The sequence below is a fragment of the Paraburkholderia sp. WS6 genome, assembly GCF_030464835.1.
Taxonomy (GTDB): Bacteria; Pseudomonadota; Gammaproteobacteria; order Burkholderiales; family Burkholderiaceae; genus Paraburkholderia; species Paraburkholderia madseniana.
This window is the reverse complement of sequence record NZ_JALQCK010000049.1, coordinates 24,108-44,793: the sequence shown is the minus strand read 5'-3', so window position 1 is coordinate 44,793 and position 20,686 is coordinate 24,108. Positions and strand designations below refer to the sequence as shown.

The following is a 20,686-nucleotide window of genomic DNA, read 5'->3' as shown; positions in this document are numbered from 1 at the left end:
GTCAAATAGACATACTTTCTTCCCAAGGACACCTTCATGAGCGCCGTCACAGCATTGCCGATGACCGCAGCGGTCGATTCGCAACTGAAGTTTTCGATCGAGCGTCATCCTCATCACGAACGTCTGCGTCATATCACGGTGCAACCTGACGCGCTGCAGAAATTCTTTTCTTCAGTCAAAGACATCGACCTTCAGAACCTCGAATACGTGCCGTTCATGCGCTTTATGGTTGCGGACGCGCTCGCGCGCGCAGTCGGCGACGGTTTCGTCTCAGCACTTCGGCAACTCGTGCGGGACCGATCCACCGGCGGATTCACGCTGGGCGTCCAGGACGTGAGCGCCGACCCTCGCGACTTCGTCCGTTTCGGAACGGCAGTCGGGTACCTGCTTGGACCGGCGAATCACGACGCAATGTCCGGCACGTATTACGCTCGCTTCCTCGTGAAGGACACGGACAACAGCGACTCCTACCTTCGTCAGGCGTACCGTTTGTTCACGCTGCATACAGACGGAACTTTTGTCGACGAGCCGACCGAATGGCTGCTCATGATGAAGTTCGCGGAGGAGAACGCGGTCGGCGGCGAGTCGCGCTTCATGCATATCGACGACTGGAGCGAGCGGGACACGTTCCTCGACGATCCACTCGGCACCCGGCCGTTTCTCTACAAGGCGCCCGGTTCGAAGAACGTCGACGCGCAGATCGAACGCCCCGTGTTTTTCCAGAGTGAGTATGGCCTGGCGATGTCGTTCATCGATCAATTCGTGCAGCCCCGTTCATCCGCCGAAGCGGTGTATCTGCACGACTTGTCGGCGTCGATGGAAGCGTCGTCCGCGACGCGCGAAGTACCGCTTCCCGTGGGCGACCTCGTGGTCCTCAACAACTATTTCTGGCTGCACGGCCGGGCGCCGTTCCAGAAGCATCCGGCGCTTCATCGTGAACTGATGCGCCAACGCGGAGTGTTCGCACAATGACGACCGTCCAGCATCACCGCGGCTATGACGCGGACGTCCTGATCGTGGGCGGTGGCATCGTCGGCGTTTCGACGGCCATGCAACTGATCGAACGTCATCCGGGCCTGAGCGTGCTGCTGCTCGAGAAGGAGGCCTCACTCGCAGCTCACCAGTCCAGTCACAACAGCGGCGTGATCCACGCCGGCGTGTACTACGCGCCGGGAAGCCTCAAGGCCGAGTTCTGCAGGCGAGGCGCTGACGCGACCTATGAGTTTGCCCGCCGCCATGACGTGCGGGTCGATCAATGCGGCAAGCTGATCGTCGCGACCGAAGACGTCGAAATCGAAAGGCTGAATGCGCTCTACGCACGTTGCGAGCAAAATCGGCTCGAACCGCATATGCTCGATGAGGCGGCGTTGAGAGAACTCGAACCGCGCATCGCGGGGCGCGCGGCGATCCGCGTGGCGGCGAGCGGCATCGCCGACTATCCGGGCATGACCACGACGATGGCCCGACTCGCGCAGGAGCAAGGCGCGCAGATTCTGCTGAACCAGCGTGTCGACGCGCTCCACGAGGACGAAAACGGCATTACCGCGGAAACGTCCGGCGGGCGCTTCCGGGCAAAGCACGCCATCGTCTGCGCAGGGCTGATGGCGGATCGCCTCGCGAAGATGTGCAATGTCGATCTCGATTTTCGGATCGTGCCGTTTCGCGGTGAATACTATCGGTTGCCAGCGGCGAAGAACGACATCGTGAAGCACCTGATCTATCCGGTGCCAGATCCCGCGCTGCCTTTTCTCGGCGTGCACCTGACGCGAATGATCGGAGGATATATCACGGTGGGTCCAAACGCCGTGCTGGCGCTCGCGCGCGAGGGCTACCGCTGGCGCGACGCAAATCTGAAGGATCTCGCCGGCATGGCAGCGTTCCCGGGCTTCTGGAAGATGCTTGGAACACATGGAGCATCGGGGCTCATCGAGATGCGCAACTCGCTGTGGAAAAGGGGTTACCTCGAACTGTGCCGCCGATACTGCCCGGAACTCGAGCTGTCCGACCTCGAGCCTTACCCGTCCGGCGTACGTGCGCAGGCCGTGATGGCGGACGGCAGCATGGTGCATGACTTCCTGATCCGTTCGTCGCAGCGCAGTCTGCACGTATGCAACGCACCGTCTCCGGCGGCGACCTCCGCGCTGCCGATCGGCGCCTATCTCGTCGACGAGTTCGACGCGCGTTTCGATCTTGCTCCACTTACCCGGTCGTACTCGTCAGGCCAGGTACAGGGTCTGGCGATCGGGTAAGCACACGGCCCGGCGACCTTCTGCATTGGAGATCGAAGGGGCGAGCCTGTGCATGCCGTGCGCCATGCGTATGACTTTGGGTCGCGGCCAGTGCGCACAGTGCATACTGCAACTCAAGCGGCGGTATATTGAGCCGGGATAGGAATCTGAGGCTTGACCCATTCAATTCAGAAGCTCGTCAGTCGGGACTCTCGCCACCAGGAGGGAGTTAAAAGATGCTGACGACGGAACTCAGGAGATAGCATGGCTGCCCCGTTCAATATGCCGGACGAGTTCGTCCAGGGTTTCTTCAAATCCGGGCAGAGCCTGCTGCACGCCTTCACCGGCATGAGCGGTGATGCGCCCGCCAGCGCAGGAAGCACGCCGGTGTTGGCATTGGCCCAGGCGCAAGCCCATTATTGGCAGCAGCAGATGGCCTTGTACATGGGCATGGTCGCGAGCGCTACCGGAAAAACCCCGGAGCCGACCGTCCGGCCAGAGCGCGGCGACCGGCGGTTCAGCGCCGACGCCTGGAACGACAATGCCTGGTACAGCCTTCTGAAACAGACATACCTGCTCAACTCGCGCCTGCTCAACGACATGGTCGAAGCGGCGGGCCTCGGTGAGAAGGAAAAGCACAAGCTGCGTTTCTACGCGCGCCAGTTCATCGACTCGATGAGCCCAGCCAACTTCGCCGCCACCAACCCCGATGCGATGAAAACCGCGCTAGAGACGCAGGGCGAGAGCGTGCGTGCCGGTTTCGCCAATCTGCTCGAAGACCTGAAGCGCGGCCGGATCTCGATCACCGATGAAACTGCCTTCGAGGTAGGCCGCAATGTGGCCGTGTCAAAAGGCTCGGTGGTGTTTGAGAACGAACTGTTCCAGCTGATCCAGTACGCACCGCTCACCGACGAGGTCGCCGAGCGGCCGGTCGTGATCGTGCCGCCCTGCATCAACAAGTTCTACATCCTCGACCTCCAGCCGGAGAACTCGTTCGTGCGTTTCGCGTGCGAACAGGGGCAGACGGTGTTCCTCGTGTCGTGGCGCAACCCTGACGCGGACCTGGGCCACATCACCTGGGACGACTACATCGAAAAGGGCGCGATCAAGGCGATCGAGACCGGGCGCGCGATCAGCGGCGCTGACAAGGTCAACGCGGTCGGCTGGTGCGTGGGCGGCACGATCCTGTCGTCGGCGCTCGCGGTGCTGCGCGCGCGGGGCGACGATCCGGTGGAAAGCCTCACGCTGCTCACGACCATGCTCGATTTCAGCGACCCGGGCGATCTCGGTGTGTTCATCGACGAACAGGGTGTGTCGCAGCGCGAGCAGACCATCGGACGCGGCGGCATTTATTCAGGTGGCGAGCTCGGCTTTGTCTTTCAGACCCTGCGCGCCAACGATCTCATCTGGCCGTATGTAGTCAACAACTACCTGAAGGGCGGTGCGCCACAGGCGTTCGACCTGCTGTACTGGAACGCCGATGGCACCAACCTCCCCGGGCCGATGTACGCCTGGTATCTCCGCAACATGTACCTGGAAAACAACCTGTGCAAGGCAGGGCAGCTCTCGATGTGCGGTACGCCGGTGGACCTCGGACGGATCGACATGCCGAGCTATATCTTCGGCACGCAGGAAGATCACATCGTGCCGTGGCGGGGCGCGTATCGCTCGACGCAACTGGTGGGCGGCGAGACGCAATTCGTGCTTGGCGCGAGCGGACATATCGCGGGTGTCATCAATCCGGCATCGAAGAACAAGCGCAGCTTCTGGGCCGACGGCACGCTCGGCGATGACCCCGAGGCATGGCTTGCGACGGCGAAGTCGCAGCCAGGAAGCTGGTGGACGCACTGGATGAACTGGCTGAAACCGCATGCGGGCAAACAGATCAAAGCGCCTAGGCGGGCGGGCAATGCGAAATACAAGCCGATCGAGCCCGCGCCGGGGCGCTACGTCGCGAGGCACCCGCCGGAAGTGATGGGCGCGTGACCGGCAAAGACCTTTAGGCCGGGCGCTCCTGCGCCTGCGCGTTTTCGATGGCGATTGACAGCGCCTCCAGAGTCAGAGGCGTAATGCTGCGTCCACGCACGACGTCAAATGACGCCGTCAGCCTTTAACCGGGAAAGTTGCTCAGCGGACAGCCCGAGCAAGGTCTGGAGCACGTCGTTCGTGCCTTCCCCCAGTCGCGGCGGCGCGCTTCGTACCGGCAAGCGCGCGCCGTCGAAGCGCCAGGGCGGAGCGAGGACCTGTGTGCTGCCAACCTCCGAGTGCGGATGCGTCGTCACGAGTCCGGCATCCGTCGCGCGCTTCGAGGTCAGCGCTGCGTGGAGCCCGAGGACTTCACCGCATGGAATGCCGGCCTGCGTCAGACGATCGAGCAGACTACGGCGCCCTCTTCGTCCGATCTCGCGATCGATTTCGGGCACCAGCACCGCCCGATTCGCGGCGCGGCCGATATTGGTCTGGAAGCGATCGTCCTCGGCAAGATCGGGCCGTTCGATCACCTCGCGGCAAAAGCGCGCAAACTGGTTGTTGTTGCCGACCGTGATGACGAGCGGCCCGTCCGCGGCATCGAATACACCGTACGGTACGATTGAAGGATGCGCGTTTCCGTAACGCGGCGTGTCCTCGCCCGAGATCAGCGCTTCCATCCCGCAATACGAGGTGATCATCAGTCCGCAATCGAACAGCGCCATTTCGATGTGGTGTCCCGTGCCAGTTCGTTGACGCTCGAAGAGCGCCGCCAGAATGGCTTGGGCCGAGTACATCCCGGTGAACATGTCGACTGCGGCGATCCCGAACTTTAGCGGGGGCTGGCTGGCCTCGCCGTTGAGCGCCATCAGCCCAGCCTCGCCCTGAACCACCAGATCGTAGCCGGGGCGTGCGGCTTCCGGTCCCGTGCGGTCGTAGCCGGAAATTGAGCAATAGATCAGGCCCTCGTGGTTCTGCTTCAGTTGCTCGTATCCGAGACCTAGCTTCTCCATGCCGCCGAACTTGAAGTTCTGGATCACGACGTCGCTCTTCTGAGCCAGATCGCGTGCGATCTGCTGGCCCTCGGCGGTTTGCAGGTCGAGGCTCACGGAGCGCTTGTTGCGGTTGACACTATTGAAATAGGCCGTCTCGGTCGATCCGATGCGCAAGCCCCAATCGCGCGTGTCGTCGCCGCGTTTCGGGTGCTCGACCTTGATAACTTCGGCGCCTAGGTCGCCCAGCACCATGCCGCACCACGGGCCCGCCAGTACGCGGGAAAGATCGAGCACGCGCACGCCCGCGAGCGGCAGTGAGGGATTCAGATTTGACATGGCAAGTCCGTATTTGCGGGAGTTTCTGGCTCTCCCGGCGTAAGCGGTGCAGCTGGCCCATTAAGGTGGACCACCTGGAGCATGGACATCAGAAAACGTTCAGTCGATTAGGTGCGCCACGCCAGCAGCTCGCTCAGCCGCGTCGCGCCTCCGCTATGTAACACCACCGGCCAATGAGGTACACCGCGAGTGGCAGAACTGCCGCGAGCGGAAGCAAGCGCAACGCGCCTTGAAGACCAACCGCGTCCGCTACCACACCGGTGAAAAAGGGACCAGCCGCGAGGCCTAATATATTGTTGAACAGCGTCAGCGTGGCAAATGCCGAGCCATGGATAGCTGGCGGTGTGGCCCCCGCAATAATCGCGCTACATGTGCCGAACGAACTGGCAAGGAAAAACACCGCGGGCGCAAGGAGCGCAAGTTGCAGATTGCCCGGTGGCAAGCGGAACGCGACCGCCAGCAGGATGCCTAGCACGAGGCAATAACCAATGGCCATGTTCCACCGCTTAAGCGACGAGTCCCTGCTGATCCGGTCTGTGATCACACCGCACAAGAGTTGGCCCATACCGCTGACAAGGACAAGGCCGGCCGCCACTACGGCAGCCTTGCTGACAGGCATGCCCCAGTAGCGATTCAGGTAGCTGGGCAGCCACACGAAAAGCGTGCCCTGAATGAAGATCTGCAGGGCGCTGCCGAGGTACGCACAAAAGACGGAACGGGACGGAAACAGGCCAGAGAAAAGCGCTCGGGGCGTCAGTTTCATACGCCCGCACATCGGAGTTCCGCTCGCATTGTCCGGCTGCGAACGCGCGAGCCTTTTTTCCGTGACTACGAAGAAGTAAATGATCACCAGCACAAAACCAAAGATCGCCATCAGACCCATCGACCAGCGCCAACCAAAGTGGGTCGCAACGATGCCGGAAAGCGAAACACCGAGCACGGACCCAAAGGCAGCGGCAGACGTAAAGCCGCCCGCAATGGTAGACCGCAGACGCTTCGGAAAGATGCTCATGAGCATCGCAAGTCCGACACTTCCGTAGGCAGCCTCGCCGACACCAACGAAGATGCGCGCGACGAACATCTCATGGTAGCTGCTGGCAATCGCGCACCCGAGCGTGGCAACACTCCATAGCACAGCCATCAGTGCAATGCTTTTGACCCGTCCCCAACGGTCCGCGATTATGGAAAATGGGAGGGTCAGCACGCCAACCGCCAACGGCACCACGCCGCTAATCGAACCGAGCTTTGTATCGGTCAGCTGCCACTGCACTTTCAAGATCGGAAACAAGGCATTGAGCGCCTGCCGCGACATGTAGTCGGACAGCAAGAGGCAAAACATCAATGCAAATACCACCCAGGCGTAGGCTCGGGCGCCATTGGCAACCGCCGCCGACTCGGCCGGCACTACGTTACTTGTATAAAGATTCAATTCTGTCTCCTCCGATGATTCACTAAATTCATACTGAATCGTGCCGCTTGATATCGTCTGGCCCGTGTGAAGCAAGATCTCTACGCCAAGACCGGCAGTGGTTTCTGCTGACCATCAGCATCGCCGGACGCTTTCTTTGTGTAGCTGTGCGCACTTTGGATTTCGACGCTTATTTCAATCGTCTTGATGACTTGCGTGATGACGTTGAAGTTCGCTCGTTTTGCTCCTCGATCAGAATCGGGTGTTCACGGGAAAGCAAATGCTTGCCTGCGGCCGCAAAGCTCCTGACGACGGACACGGATTTCAGGATAGCACCGAGGATTATTTTTGGCGACATTAATTATTAACCGCCCACGAAACACCACGCCTGAGCGCAGGGACGAATTGCTACGAAGTGGCGCAAGCCGGAAGCGAAGCTAAGGTTCGCAATATTGAGGGCACGGCGAAACGGGATCACGTGCGAGCGGAAGCGCTTGGTGGATTCGCTGAAGAAGAACGACTAGTGCCCGTTACGCGCCAACCAGTTGGTGGAAGACTCGGACGCAAGATCCCCGCACCGGTGCGTAGCAAACAACCGGAGGTGCTGGCATGCGGTGTCTGCTCCTGGGTGAGCGTCCCCAGCGTCGAGGAGAGGATGGATGAGCGGGAGGCGAAGTCGATTCCGACGACATGACATCCCAACTCGTTCCAACTATCCAGGGAACGTCCCAATCAATTCGTGCGACATCGCGGCCACGATAGACGTGGCCGCCGCCAGTGGAAAACCCGACGCGGCGTTCCAAAAGATGGAACGCCGAGCCATCAGGATTCAACCGTCCTAAGTACGCGGCGAGCGACTCGCTTTGTAGAGGCGGCCGCTACTTCGGGCTGCGCCGCCTTTGGGGCACGCGCACGCCGACTGTCTGCAGGTTTTTCAGCGATTGCACGAATGGCAGCGTCCCTGGCGTCGTCCAGGCGCGAGGCTGCAAGGGAAAGCAGTAGTTCGTTGTCCCGCTTGATCGCGGCCTTCTGCAGCGCGTGCCAGACTTTTAAAGATGCGCGAACCGATTGAGGCTTAGCCACAAATCCTAGCCGGACATACCGCAGGGTTCGCAATGAGATGGAGTGCAGGACATCGACCAGAAGTCGGTTGCGGCACAGATCGACCGTGTTGAAATTCAGGAGGAAGCTTTCCACGGCATACGCGTCTACCGACTCCTCGGCCGCCTTGGTCAGCTTGGGCATATGCGCGGTCAGTAACGCCTCGAACTCGGCCGGGCTTTCGCGCGCCACCTGCTCCAACATCGTGACGTAAAGCACGCTCCGCACGCGGAAAATGTCCCGAAGCTCATTCTCGTCGGGCGCCGTAACGATCGCCCCGCGCCTGGCCTGAAACTCAACCAGACGGTCCCGCTCCAGTATACGCATCGCTTCGCGCACCGGAGCGCGGCTGACGTGCAGCACCTCGCTGATATCTTTCTCCAGCAAGCGTTGCCCTGACTTCACCAGGTCAAGCGTAATGACCCCGGCCAGCCGGGCGGCGATCTGCTCGGCAATCGGCACCGAGGCATACGCCCAGTCCTGCCCGCGCAGCACCGCCCGCTCGACTGCCAGCATCAGTGAATTCTTGGGCGTAAGAAGCGCGGAAAGATCGGGAAGGTTTTGCGTTTTATTTCGGGCCATGGCGTATCGCGGAATCAATTTTCGTCGAATTCAATCCTTTGATCATTATAGTCTCCGGCATTGTAATGTCGACAAAAACTCCCTGACCGCCGGCTGGAGCCCGAACACCTCGAACCTCGCGAGGACAGGCAAACTGTCAGTATGGCTTATCGCCTTCGATTCCTGCTCGCTCCATCTTACGCGGGGCAGGCCAATAATCCATTACCGCATAGTGCTGCGTTGGCCGGTTGTCCCAGACGGCAATACTGTTCGGTTTCCACCGGAAACGAACCTGATACTCAGGGATCGACGCCTGGCTCTGCAGATAACTCAGCAGAAGGCTTGCACCCGGCGTCTTGTCCAATCCGTAACGCACATTTTCAACCGTATGGTAGTTGACGAAATGCGTCGTAAAGCTGCTGACGTATAGAATCTTTTCGCCAGTCTCTGGGTGCGTCCGCACAACAGGGTGCTCCACCTCCGGATTCTGCGTCGCCAGTTTTCTACGCTCCTCCGGATCCATTGCCGCACCGAACGAGTGCTCAATGCTGCTTTTTGCTCTCAATCCATCGATGCGCTTCTTGATGTCTTCTGGTAGTTGTTTATAGGCCTCTACCATGTTGACCCAGATGGTGTCACCCCCGACCTCTGGACACTCGACACAGCGAAGCACGGCGCCCATAGATGGGTTCGGCCGCCAAAGCCCATCACTATGGTAGTTGTTCTCGTAAGGGTTTTTTGCTTCCGATCGATAGATTTGCACGAGGCCCGGGTGCTCCGGATCGCTTCCCGCAACGGGATGATCTTCCAATTTCCCGAAACGACGCGCAAAGGAAACATGCTCTTCCCGAGAGATGTCTTGATCTCGAAAAAAGAGGACCCGGTGCTTAAGCAACAGAGCCTTGATCTCCGCGAACAGCGATGCATCTCGAGACGCATCCCCCAAGCTCACACCGGACACCTCGGCACCAATGCAAGTGGTCAGTCTCTCTACTTTAATCATGAGCGATATCTCCTTGTATCTGGCAGGCATTTCACCAACTCACCCACCGTCGCCGCGTGGCGCCCCAGCTTTACGAAACCGTGAAATGTTGTTGCCCTGCATCTGTACAAACAAGATAGCAGATCATTTTATTTGTGTCGACATTAATTTTATGCCATCCAATCCTTGCTGGTCGCGAAGAACGATGGCAGGAATGCCTGGCCGTGGGCCATGCCCGCCGCAGGCCGGGTTGATCGCCGGTTATTGATGCAGCCGCTCGGGCTTTCGGTAGTGCGTGAGCACTAATTTGATCGCACAACTGGAGCTTGAATAGTCGGATGAATCATCGCGACGCTTTCCGCTGAAGCAGTCATGGCGCACGCCTCGCGAGCGCGCTGATCAACCCAAGCAGTTCCAGCGCACGCGCTGCGGCGCGAGAGCCGTCTGGCAAGTCTCCACGAACATAAAGAGGGCGAAGCTCCTCGATTTCGGTTAGCGCACCAAGCAGTTCGCCTTCCGCAAGGGAATACTTGCGCAGCATGCTAACGGCCAGCATCGAGTTGTGGACGATGTCCTCACTGTCTGAAGTGACGCCGCGGCGATGCAGCGCGTAGTTCGCCCAGTGTGTGCCGGCCAACATCGCTGCCTCAATTTTCATTTCCCAGTCATCTTCGCCGAGGAACCTCAGCGACGTCTCGATGTTCTCGGCTTTGCGTCGATGATTCTCGGTTTTCATACTCGGTACCCTTCAATGCCTGTTCGAATACGTACATGACTTGTGCAAACGCTTGCTCACATTCATCGACGATGGTCTGGTTTGGAACGCAATCTCCGCGAATGCATGGATCCCGATGATGCTCGATGGTATGCAACGCGTGTTCGAACTGCCGAATGGCCTGAGGTACTTCGCCCTCGATTTCCGGCCAACCGACGTGGCTCACATCGCCGAGCCCACTCAACTCGCGCGCGTAGCTGCCATCGGGTTGCTTCACAACGTGTACGCCGGGAATGGTCGAGAACACGGGATCGTCACGCGTCAGACCTGTGAGATGAAGCGCCGCGTTGAACACGTTGATACTCGCGGTCAGCGTGGTCCAGAACCACAATTCGAAGTCGGCTAACGGGTCGAGGTGCTCTCGAAGCACCACTAGCCGTCGCACCTTGTCGAGGTGAGAAATGACCTTCATGACAGGATCCTCTCTACGTGAACGGCTGGCCAGCCTGAGTATCAGTAAAGGGCGACGGACTCCATCACATGCCGGGATCGGCCGTCGCACCGCACTACTGGCCGAACGGCCGCTGCACCGTGAGCTTGCTGGTCACCGACGTCACACCCGCGACCCCCTTCGCGACCTCGGCTACGGTATTGATCTGCGATGCGTCCGGAACCGTGCCAGTAATCAGCACCGCGCCGCCTTTCGCCGTGATGCTGATGTCGCCCGCGTCGATCTCCTTGTGCTTCGCGAGCGCCGCGTACACCTTGCGCCGCAGCGCGCGATTCGCCTGCCGCGCGGCTTTGGCCGTCATGCCGTCGGACGCGGTGACCGCGGCGCTAGCCGTGCCAGCCGATGCCCCCGCCGACGCGCCGTCCTGCGCCCACGCACTGATCGACACCGCCGCAATCGCAACGCCGAGCGCCACCCTGAGTCCATTCATCGTTTTCATCGTTGTTCTCCGTTTCGATTTCAATTCATCAGAAGCTGTGGCGCAGGCCGATCATCGCAGCTGTGGTCGACACGCCCGGCGCGACGATCTGGCCGTACATGATCGTCTGGTTCATCGTCCCGCGGTTCGCGACGTACCCGACCTGCGCAGAGACGATTGTGCGCTTCGACAGGCTGTATTCCGCGCCCACCGCGTATTCACTCGAATGGTTCGCCGAGTTGTTGCGGTCCTTCAGGTAGTAGAAGCCGGACGTGATTTTGAAGAACGGGGTGAACTGATAGCCGAGGCCGCCCGAAATCATTTCGTAGTCCGCGAGGCTCGTCTTCGACGGATTCTTGCCGATCCCGTACGACGCCGACACCGATGCGCCGCGGAACGTGTACTTCGCGCCGAAATAGTAGAAGCGGTTGTTGTCGAGCCCGGTCGGCGCGGCCGCCGAGAGGTTCGTGTCGTGTGCGTTGTAGTAGACGGCGGACAGATTGAGGCCGTAGTTAGAATACCTGAGCACCGCCGATTCGCGCGTGCCGCCCTGAATCTGGCCCGGCACGCCGCCCGGCGCGTACTCGAGCGCGACCGATGCGCCGTAGAACTTCGGCGTCTGGTAGACGAGCGCGTTGCTGTCGTACAGCGCGCCGATCGGCACGTTCGTGTTCGTCCCGGGCCAGCCGGCGGCCTGGTTCAGCCCGAGCCATGCGCCCAGGATGCTGCCGAAGTACTGCGCCGCGCGGACGTCGGTATCGGCCATCGCGTAGATCATCGGCGTGTACTGCCGCCCGGCGTCGAACGTGCCGAACGGTCCGGAGAGGCCGACCGTCGACTGCTGGTTGAATATCGCGGTACCGCCCGTCGTATCGGCCAACCCGAGCTTGCCGTTGCTGCTGTTGAACACGCCCTGCAGCCTGAAGTTGACCTTGTAGCCACCGCCGATGTCCTCGGCCCCCTTGATTCCCCAGAAACTCCCATAGAGGCTGCCGTCCTTGATGCCGTACACGTGCCCGTTGTTGCGGGCGGTCGGCGCGAACGACGACGCCGCCGTGCTCTGATAGAAAACGCCCGAATCGATTGCGCCGTACAACGTGACCGACGATTGCGCATGCGACGCGCTAGCGAACACCGCCAGTACCGCTACTCCGCTCCACTTCAGTTTCATTGACGTTTCCTCTGCTTTTTATGATGACCGAGCGAGCCCGGCCGGATATCTGACTGTTCCCGAATGGCGCGGCGGCGTCGCCCCCACTTCCGTCGCAATTGGCGCATGCGCAGTTCCTTGTAGCGAAAGATCCTCCCGCTATTTTGGACGGGGTGCGTGACTTGACGATCACCCGACGATTCCGGGGCCTTCCTGCAACGGCCCTGTTTGCCGACGGAACACTGACAATACCGATCATCCTCTAAAATTTTTGATGTCGACATTAATACTTATACTGAGTCGACCTAGCAGGCAGAACGGTATATGGCTTCGCGACAAGCGACCGCGCTCGGAACCCCAGATTCGCGCCGCCGGAGTCAACAGGCGTCTGCCACACCCAGCGACAAATTCCGCCTCCTTATTTTTGTCGACATTATTTGTTTTAGGAGATACACTGCGGATCACAGTGGCCTAGCACTGCTGCGGCCGATGTGAAGTCAAAGAACGGAGAGATTCCAATGCTGTCGACGCTGCCGATTGCGAAGATATTGGTGAACAAAACTCATGCCGCTCGACGGATTGCGGCGCGGATTGCGTCGGAGTTTGTCCCGAGGGGGAATCTCACTCCAATGACTCATGAAGCGCTTTGCTATGTGTGCATGACCGGCATTGTGATGCCGCCCCACCATGACATCACGCCTCGGGATCGTGGTCATGACAACCGGAGCCTCGAACTGAACGACGACTCCATCGCTATGCCTGAACTACACAATTCCGGTGGAAAGCGATGAACAGCAGTCACGATCGCGCGGCATGCCGAGGGTTCATCAGGACATCGATGAAAGACAGGCGCTGACAATGAACCCAATCGGCCTGCATGTTGTGCACTTGATCCCGTTTTGTCCTGCCGTCTCCGTCGGTGATCGTGGATGCGGTAGTCGATGATCCGGCGCGCCTGCGTCAGCGGATTACTGTCATGAAAAGTCAAGTGCAAGGCATGCAATGTAAAGCAGGAAGTGGCGCCAGGCCAGATGATTCACCGGTCGCCTCAGACACTCAGACAACAACCGCTTAAAGAAGATGGGGATCTAAAGCTTTCTCATCCAGTTCGACATTCTCAATATTCACATTTCAACTTGGAGATCCATCATGAACTTCCTTGACGGCCACCTGTATCCTGAGAACCAGCAGCCCCTGATCATCACAGCCGCTCCCTATGCGCCGGGCTGGATTCCCTCAGACTTCCCCGAAGATATCCCCGTCACAATGGAGGAGCAGATCCAGAAGGCGGTGGATTGCTACGAAGCCGGCGCCACCGTGCTGCATCTGCATGTGCGTGAACCCGATGGCAAGGGCAGCAAGCGCCTGTCCATGTTCAATGAACTGATCGCCGGGGTGCGCGCCCGCGTGCCGGAAATGGTCATCCAGGTGGGCGGCTCCATCAGCTTCGCGCCTGAATCCGAGGGCCAAGCCGCCCAATGGCTAAGCGATGACACACGGCATATGCTAGCCGAACTCGATCCGAAGCCAGACCAGGTGACTGTCACCGTCAACACTACGCAGATGAATGTGACAGAGCATGCCGGTATAGACGACTTCAAGGGGGTTTCACGGGGATTCCCGCACCTCTATGCGACCTACAAGGACATGATCGTGCCCTCGAATCCCAGTTGGGCCGAAGAGCACATCCGACGCCTGACAGCCGCCGGAATTCAAAGTGAGTTTCAGTGCTACAACATCAACAGCTTTGAAACGATTGAGCGGATGATTCGCCGCGGCATCTACAAGGGACCACTCGTGATGAACTGGGTGGCTATCAGCGGCGGCATGGATCAAGCGAACATCTACAACCTGGCCAACTTCCTGCGTGCTGCGCCCGACGGCGCGGTGGTCACGGTGGAGAGTTCGGTGCTAAATGTGCTGCCCGTGAATATGATAGGCATTGCCTTGGGCCTGCATGTGCGGTGCGGCATCGAGGACGTGCTATGGAATCAGACCCGCACGGGCAAGATGAGCTCCGTCGAGCAGATTAAGCAATTGGTGCGTATCTCCGGCGAATTTGGTCGCCCCATAGCGACGGCGAAACAGGCACGGGAGATCATGAAGATTGGGGTCTTCTATGACACGGCGGAAGAGACGCTTCAGGCAAATGGCTTCGCGCCCAATCGTAACGGTGGCAACCAGGGATTCCTGCGCAAGCCGACCTGAAGCCTCTGCGGGAAATTGACATCATGTGGTGTATGAGTCGCCCAGCATTTTCTAGAGGCGGACTCAAACTGAAGTTGAAGTTCACCCACATCGACCGAAGTTTTTTGGCGAGATCGGGGTTGAAGTAAGGGCTAGCGAGCCGCAGGCGAACTGCGGAAGTCGATACATAACAGCAACCAGCTTGCATGGGACCAGAGTAAGTGCTTTGCATAGGACCGGAGTAACACGCTAAAGCGTGAACTCCGGTCGACAGCTAATGCGCCAACCCTGGTCGACAGGAGACAACATGGCGAAAGTCGTTAAATTCTACGAAACCGGCGGTCCCGAGGTCCTTCGTTTTGAGGACTTTGACGTTGGAGAGCCCGGACCGGGAGAGGTGCGCGTCCGTCACGTGGCAGTGGGTCTTAACTTTGCCGACACCTACTTCCGCGGAGGTACCTACGCAGTTCCGCTCCCCAGCGGACTCGGCAACGAGGCAGCCGGCGTGGTCGAGGCCATTGGTGCCGGCGTGACCCATCTGGCGGTCGGCGACCGTGTGACCTACACGGGCTTCATCAACACGCTGGGCGCCTACAGCACTGAGCGGCTGATTTCTGCCGCGCTGCTGATCAAGCTGCCGGAGCCCATCAGTTGCGAAGCTGCGGCGGCCATGACCATGCGGGGCTTGTCCGCCGCCTACCTGGTGCGCCGAATCTACCCTTTCAAGGCGGGCGACGCCGTGCTGCTGCATGCCGCAGCAGGCGGTGTTGGCCTGATCGTTTCGCAGTGGGCCAAATTGCTCGGTCTGACGGTGATCGGCACGGTTTCTACTGACGCCAAGGCCGAGGTGGCGCGCGCCCATGGCTGTGATCACACGATCAACTACAGTCATGAGGATGTGGCCAAGCGCGTGCGGGAACTCACCAACGGAGTGGGCGTGTCCGTGGTCTTCGACAGTGTGGGCAAGGACACCTTCATGTCCTCGCTAGACTCCCTCAAGCGCCGCGGCCTGATGGTCTGCGTCGGCACCGCTTCCGGCAAAATCCCGCCGTTCGATCCGCAAATTCTGGCCCGCAAGGGCTCGCTGTACCTGACCCGCTCGGGTCTCGCCGACTACATCGCCGATCCGGCCGAAAAGGCAGAACTGGTCGATGAGTTATTCAGCCATGTGGCTGCAGGCCGCATCCGCATCGAGATCAATCAGCGGTATGCCTTGGAGGACGCGGTGCGGGCACATCAGGATCTGGAGGCTCGAAAAACCACGGGCTCGTCCATCTTCGTGATTTGAGTGTGAGTGTGTCAGGCTGTTTGGCCTGCAAAACGTAGCGCAGTGATTCGGCACATCGGGTCAGGTTGTTCAAGACCCGCTGCCGGTAGCACTCTTCGTAGTACGCGGTGCCGCAATCCACATATTCCATGCTGTAGCGCAACGTGATGCAGAAGAGCGCCGCGATCTTGCGAGCGGTGGGAGTGACGGCCCTGGCGTTGCCGATCCGCGCTGTGAAAAACCTGCGCCGCACCGGTGGAGTGCGCGACCAGCCCATATCCCATTGATATTTTTCACGAACCCCAGCAATGACACCTTATTCGCCACCAACCATATTGATCGTTCCCGGCCTACGGGACCACGTCGAGGATCACTGGCAAACGATTCTTGCACGCAAACTGCCCAATGCGCGCGTGGTACCGCCGCTGGAACACGACAAGCTGAGCTGCGCGGCAAGGATCGAGGCGCTCGATCAGGCTCTCGCCAGCATCACCGGTCCCGTGGTGCTCGTGTCGCACAGTGCCGGGGTGATGACCACTGTGCACTGGGCGCAACATCATCAGCGCGAAATCAAGGGCGCGCTGCTCGCGGCGCCGCCGGATTTCGAAACGTCGCTGCCGGACGGCTATCCGACGCTGGAGGTGTTGCGTCAGAACGGCTGGCTGCCCACGCCACGAACCCGGCTACCGTTTCCGAGCATCGTGGCGGCCAGCACGAACGATCCCCTCGCGCGGATCGAAGCGGTCACACGACTGGCGAGCGCGTGGGGCAGCCGTTTGGTTGACGTCGGCGCTGTCGGCCATCTCAATTCCGCCTCGGGGTACGGTGAGTGGCCACGCGCTGTGGAATTCATCGGAGAACTGAGTTGAGGAGCGGACGTGACCAGTCAAAACATTCACGTCATGGCGTGTGAGTAAGAGAGAATGGCGTGCACTGTGAATGTCGCTGAACCTCGGCAAACAACGAGGGGGCACGTAGCCGATCGCAACAGACCTTTTCTGGAGATCGAGGCTTTCCTCGATTTCATCTGCCCGTGTTGCCTGATTGGCACGCGGCATTTGCGTGCCGCCATGAAACGTTTGACCGAATTGAGGCCGGAGATCGAGCTAAGGGTGGTATGGCGCTCGGCTCAGCTATTGCCCAACACGCCTCCCGCAGGCGAACCCTATCGGGTTTTCTACCTTGCCCGTCTTGGCGGTTCCAAGGCGGTCGCGGCGCGACGGGCGCAGTTGCAGCAGGCGGGGCGCCCAGCCGGCATTACGTTCTCCTTCGATCAAAATCCGTTGCTTCCGAACACGGCGGCAGCCCATCGACTGTTGGCATAGACGCAGCCTGTCAGAACGCTTGGGAGCCATTCGGGCGGAAGGCAGCCGGAGTCGAACCGACCTGAGAGCGTCTGACGCCCTCAACTGGATTTGAAGTCCAGCCGCACCACCGGATGCGAATGCCTTCCTACGGTGATTGAACTACTTGAACTACCTGAACCACGCCCTGCAACTCAAACACTGAATCAAATCAGATCGAGCCAACGACTATCCGTGCGCATCAGATGCACGCCACGGTGGAAGCGAGTATATCCAACCCGGTCGAAGAATTCCAAAAGCTGGATCGCACGCTTTCGGCCAAGACCAGTGACATCGCGAAACGGCGCGGCCGCTACAGTACCCGCATTTTTTTGCGCTTCGGAACCCGCAATCAAAGCCAGTTCACGAATCACCTCATGGTGATAAAAGAGGTCGCGCACAACCTGAAAAAGCTCACCCTGTCGCGCGAGCTTGCGCAGTAACTGCCGCACGCGGTCTTCGGATACCCCATGCGCGTTAGCCAGATCACGCACCCAGGGCGGATCGAAACGCCCGTCTTTCAGCGCCGGCAGCAGTGCTGCAGCGAGCGCGCGATCGGCGTCGTCGAGTGTCACCGCGTGGTCAGGCAGATGCAACCACGGCCCGCGTCTGACGATCTCGCCGCGCGCCGCCGCATCGTCGACTAGCGCGCGCCACAATGCATCTTCGACGAGCGGCGCTGCGATCCGCCGTAAGCGCGATACATCCGGGCCGAGTTCATCCGGCGAGCGTTCGTGGTACTGCTTTAGTGCCGCAATCAGCCGCGCATACAAGGCACGCCACGAAGCATAGGCGATCAACAACGCGTCATTACCGCCGGGGAGTTCCACAACGCGCGTGTCAGATGGCAACGCGAGCACGGCCGCCTGCATACCCGTCAGTCGTTCCAGCAACGAACGAGACAATCCATGCGGCGCCCTTGTCAGAAGCGAATCCAGCGCGCCGGTGTCGAGCATGACCTGAATCGCATCGAGCCACGCCAGCCGCTCTGCCGAGCGACGCTTACGCGAAGGCGCAAACGGATCGAGCACATGACCGCCCCCAACCGTGCGATTAGCCTGGGCATTGCGCACGACAAAGCGGTCGCCGGGAAGCGCACACACCGGCCGTTCGAACACAAGCTGCACACGCGCCCGCTGACCTGCGCCGAGCGTCTCCCCATCGAGCAACGCGACATGCGCCACCTGATGCTGCGTGCCCAGATGCACATGCAGCGGCGCCCAGTGCTCCAGCGTCAACGGTGCATCAGCGAGTAGCGTGAGCATGACGTCGATGCGTTCAGACGCCTGCCACAGCCGCGGATCGACGATCCAGTCGCCGCGATCGATTGCGCTCTTCTCGATGCCCGCCAGATTCAACGCACAGCGCTCACCTGCCCTTCCAGTCTCGGCCGGACGATTCTGCGCATGAATGCTACGTACGCGCACCGGTTGATTTTTCGGCGCGAGCAGCATCGTGTCACCGACCGCTACGCGTCCCGACACAACGGTCCCGGTCACGATCGTGCCCTGGCCCGCGAGCGTGAAGACCCGGTCGACCGCGAGACGGAACAGACCGTCGTCGCGCCTCATGCGCCACGCTACTGCCGCCGCGTGCAAATGTGCTTTCAACGCGGCCACGCCAAGGTCATCTTCACGCGTCGCGCAGGTATCGAACACGGGAGCGTCCTGCAGCACGCTGCCGCTCAGAAACGCTGTCACCTCGTCACGCACTGCCTGCAGCCGCTCAGCATCAACGCGATCTATCTTGGTCAGCGCTATCGCGCCGCGCTTGATGCCGAGCAGTTCCACAATCGCCAGATGTTCGCGCGTTTGCGGCATGACGCCATCATCGGCGGCGATCACGAGCAACGCGAAATCAATCCCGCTTGCTCCCGCGGTCATCGTATGGACGAGCTTTTCGTGGCCCGGCACATCGATCAGACCGAGCACGTCGCCGTTGTCGAGCGGCACGTACGCATAGCCCAGTTCGATCGAAATGCCGCGCGCCTTTTCTTCCTTGAGTCGATCCGTGTCGACGCCCGACAGCGCTCTCACCAGACTCGTCTTGCCGTGATCGATATGCCCGGCCGTACCTACGATCATGCCTGCATGTCCTTCAGTTGCTCGATCAACTGCGCTTCATCGGCGGCTTCGAGACAGCGCAGATCGAGACGCAATGCATCGTCCGCGATCCGGCCGATGACCGGCCGCGCCATCTCGCGCAAGCGCTTCTCGAGCGCGAGCAATTGACGGCCGCCGCGCTTGCCGTCGGCGGTCCTGATCACGAGGCCGTAGCTCGGCAGCACATCGACAGGCAATGCACCGCTGCCGATCTGACTGAACATGGGCTCGGTCTCCACGACATAGCGCTCTCCGGCCACACGCTGCAACACAGGCTGCACCCGCTGCGCGGTAAGCTGGATGTCGTCGCTCGGTCGCGTGAGCAAACGCAGCGTAGTCAGCCGCTCAGCGAGTTTTTCCGGCGCACGATACATCTGCAGCACAGGCTCCAATGCCGCGAGCGTCAGTTTGCCGACCCGCAGCGCGCGTTTGAGGGGATGCTTCTTGATCTTTGCGATCAGATCACGCCGGCCGACGATCAACCCCGCCTGCGGGCCGCCAAGCAGTTTGTCGCCGCTGAACGTGACAAGATCGGCGCCGGCTTCGATGGTTTCGCGCACGGTCGTCTCACGCGGCAAACCCCATTGAGCCAGATCGACCAGCGTGCCGCTGCCGAGGTCCACCGCAACGGCAAGACCGCGTGCGTGGGCGAGCGGCGCGATGGCGTCGACCCCGACCTCTTTGGTGAATCCGCTGATCGCGTAATTGCTCGTGTGGACTTTCATCAGCAGCGCGGTTTGCGGACCGATGGCTTCGTCGTAGTCCTTCAGATGCGTGCGGTTGGTGGTACCGACTTCGCGCAGCCTGGCGCCCGCGCGGCTCATGATGTCGGGAATGCGAAACGCGCCGCCGATTTCAACCAGCTCGCCACGCGACACGATCACTTCTTTCTTCGACGCCAGCGCGGACAACGTGAGCAACACAGCCGCGGCATTGTTGTTGACCACGGTCGCCGCTTCGGCTCCTGTCAGTTCGCAGATGAGTTCGTCGATCAGATCGTCGCGATCACCGCGCTTGCCGGTGCCGAGATCGAACTCGAGGTTGGCCGGTTGCGTGAGCGCTTTCATGACGGCTTGCACCGCTTCGTCAGGCAGCAATGCGCGGCCGAGATTGGTATGCAGCACGGTGCCAGTCAGATTGAAGACGCTGCGCAAGCGGGCCGCGTTGCGCCGGCGCAGCGTGGCTTCGACGGAGGCCCGCAGTTGCGCGATATCGAGCGCGCTCACCGACGCATCGCCGGACTGCGCGCTGGCGCGCCAGGTGTCGAGTGCGTGACGCAGGGCGCCCAACACCTGCGTACGGCCGAACTCCGTCAGCAACGCCGCAAACTCGGCAGACGCCATCACCTTTTCCACCGACGGCACGCGCGCCATCAGCGCCCGCAATTCAGAGCCGGTTACATCGCTCACGAAGC

18 protein-coding genes and 1 tRNA gene are annotated in these 20,686 nt (G+C 60.4%); 8 read left to right on the top strand and 11 right to left on the bottom strand.

The annotated features are described in order from the left end of the window. Positions 1 to 36 precede the first annotated feature (36 nt). The 3 genes from glaH to phaC all read left to right on the top strand — a co-directional run bounded on the left by glaH (position 37) and on the right by phaC (position 4,214). Positions 37 to 972 carry a glutarate dioxygenase GlaH gene (gene glaH / locus M0D64_RS37995; RefSeq protein ID WP_266261447.1) on the top strand — a complete coding sequence of 312 codons (936 nt, stop codon included), beginning with the start codon at positions 37 to 39 and terminating at the stop codon, positions 970 to 972. Further along, positions 969 to 2,249, top strand: a complete 1,281-nt coding sequence (gene lhgO / locus M0D64_RS37990; RefSeq protein ID WP_266242777.1) for an L-2-hydroxyglutarate oxidase — start codon at positions 969 to 971, stop codon at positions 2,247 to 2,249. The genes glaH and lhgO overlap by 4 nt, the downstream gene beginning before the upstream one ends. A gap of 243 nt (positions 2,250 to 2,492) precedes the next feature. Further along, positions 2,493 to 4,214, top strand: coding sequence for a class I poly(R)-hydroxyalkanoic acid synthase (gene phaC / locus M0D64_RS37985; RefSeq protein WP_266261446.1), 1,722 nt, complete (start codon positions 2,493 to 2,495; stop codon positions 4,212 to 4,214). 104 nt (positions 4,215 to 4,318) lie between these two features. Here phaC and M0D64_RS37980 read toward each other — a convergent pair whose 3' ends face one another. The 8 genes from M0D64_RS37980 to M0D64_RS37945 form a co-directional block, all read right to left on the bottom strand. After that, the gene (locus M0D64_RS37980; protein WP_266242544.1) at positions 4,319 to 5,527 is read right to left on the bottom strand and encodes a CaiB/BaiF CoA-transferase family protein; all 1,209 of its coding nucleotides are present in this window, start codon (positions 5,525 to 5,527) and stop codon (positions 4,319 to 4,321) included. A 133-nt stretch (positions 5,528 to 5,660) separates the two neighbouring features. After that, on the bottom strand, positions 5,661 to 7,031 hold the full coding sequence (locus M0D64_RS37975) for an MFS transporter (RefSeq protein ID WP_266261445.1): 1,371 nt from the start codon (positions 7,029 to 7,031) through the stop codon (positions 5,661 to 5,663). 726 nt (positions 7,032 to 7,757) lie between these two features. Continuing rightward, positions 7,758 to 8,618, bottom strand: a complete 861-nt coding sequence (locus M0D64_RS37970; protein ID WP_266242541.1) for a GntR family transcriptional regulator — start codon at positions 8,616 to 8,618, stop codon at positions 7,758 to 7,760. 136 nt (positions 8,619 to 8,754) lie between these two features. After that, positions 8,755 to 9,597, bottom strand: a complete 843-nt coding sequence (locus M0D64_RS37965) for a TauD/TfdA family dioxygenase (RefSeq protein WP_266242546.1) — start codon at positions 9,595 to 9,597, stop codon at positions 8,755 to 8,757. Positions 9,598 to 9,949: 352 nt separating this feature from the next. After that, positions 9,950 to 10,237 (bottom strand): hypothetical protein, encoded by a 288-nt coding sequence (locus M0D64_RS37960; RefSeq protein WP_266261444.1) that lies wholly within the window; start codon positions 10,235 to 10,237, stop codon positions 9,950 to 9,952. Positions 10,238 to 10,244: 7 nt separating this feature from the next. Further along, the gene (locus tag M0D64_RS37955) at positions 10,245 to 10,766 is read right to left on the bottom strand and encodes a hypothetical protein (protein ID WP_266261443.1); all 522 of its coding nucleotides are present in this window, start codon (positions 10,764 to 10,766) and stop codon (positions 10,245 to 10,247) included. Positions 10,767 to 10,860: 94 nt separating this feature from the next. Further along, on the bottom strand, positions 10,861 to 11,244 hold the full coding sequence (locus M0D64_RS37950; protein WP_266261442.1) for a BON domain-containing protein: 384 nt from the start codon (positions 11,242 to 11,244) through the stop codon (positions 10,861 to 10,863). 28 nt (positions 11,245 to 11,272) lie between these two features. Then, on the bottom strand, positions 11,273 to 12,394 hold the full coding sequence (locus M0D64_RS37945) for a porin (RefSeq protein WP_266242532.1): 1,122 nt from the start codon (positions 12,392 to 12,394) through the stop codon (positions 11,273 to 11,275). Between the two features lie 497 nt (positions 12,395 to 12,891). On the opposite strand from M0D64_RS37945, the gene M0D64_RS37940 reads away from it, so the two are divergent. From M0D64_RS37940 to M0D64_RS37920, 5 genes are all read left to right on the top strand, one after another. Next, positions 12,892 to 13,164, top strand: a complete 273-nt coding sequence (locus M0D64_RS37940; protein WP_266242530.1) for a hypothetical protein — start codon at positions 12,892 to 12,894, stop codon at positions 13,162 to 13,164. Positions 13,165 to 13,522: 358 nt separating this feature from the next. Beyond that, positions 13,523 to 14,581, top strand: a complete 1,059-nt coding sequence (locus M0D64_RS37935; RefSeq protein ID WP_266242528.1) for a 3-keto-5-aminohexanoate cleavage protein — start codon at positions 13,523 to 13,525, stop codon at positions 14,579 to 14,581. Positions 14,582 to 14,867: 286 nt separating this feature from the next. Next, positions 14,868 to 15,848 carry a quinone oxidoreductase gene (locus M0D64_RS37930; RefSeq protein ID WP_266261441.1) on the top strand — a complete coding sequence of 327 codons (981 nt, stop codon included), beginning with the start codon at positions 14,868 to 14,870 and terminating at the stop codon, positions 15,846 to 15,848. A 287-nt stretch (positions 15,849 to 16,135) separates the two neighbouring features. Further along, entirely contained in the window at positions 16,136 to 16,696 is a 561-nt protein-coding gene (locus tag M0D64_RS37925) for an alpha/beta hydrolase (RefSeq protein WP_266242524.1), read from the top strand. A gap of 66 nt (positions 16,697 to 16,762) precedes the next feature. Then, positions 16,763 to 17,152 (top strand): DsbA family protein, encoded by a 390-nt coding sequence (locus M0D64_RS37920; RefSeq protein WP_266261440.1) that lies wholly within the window; start codon positions 16,763 to 16,765, stop codon positions 17,150 to 17,152. Positions 17,153 to 17,187: 35 nt separating this feature from the next. On the opposite strand, the gene M0D64_RS37915 is transcribed toward M0D64_RS37920, so the two are convergent. The 3 genes from M0D64_RS37915 to selA form a co-directional block, all read right to left on the bottom strand. Further along, a tRNA-Sec gene (locus M0D64_RS37915) sits at positions 17,188 to 17,280 on the bottom strand. 57 nt (positions 17,281 to 17,337) lie between these two features. Then, the gene (gene selB, locus M0D64_RS37910; protein WP_266261439.1) at positions 17,338 to 19,254 is read right to left on the bottom strand and encodes a selenocysteine-specific translation elongation factor; all 1,917 of its coding nucleotides are present in this window, start codon (positions 19,252 to 19,254) and stop codon (positions 17,338 to 17,340) included. Next, positions 19,251 to 20,681, bottom strand: a complete 1,431-nt coding sequence (gene selA / locus M0D64_RS37905; RefSeq protein WP_266242517.1) for an L-seryl-tRNA(Sec) selenium transferase — start codon at positions 20,679 to 20,681, stop codon at positions 19,251 to 19,253. The genes selB and selA overlap by 4 nt, the downstream gene beginning before the upstream one ends. Between the last annotated feature and the right edge of the window lie 5 nt (positions 20,682 to 20,686).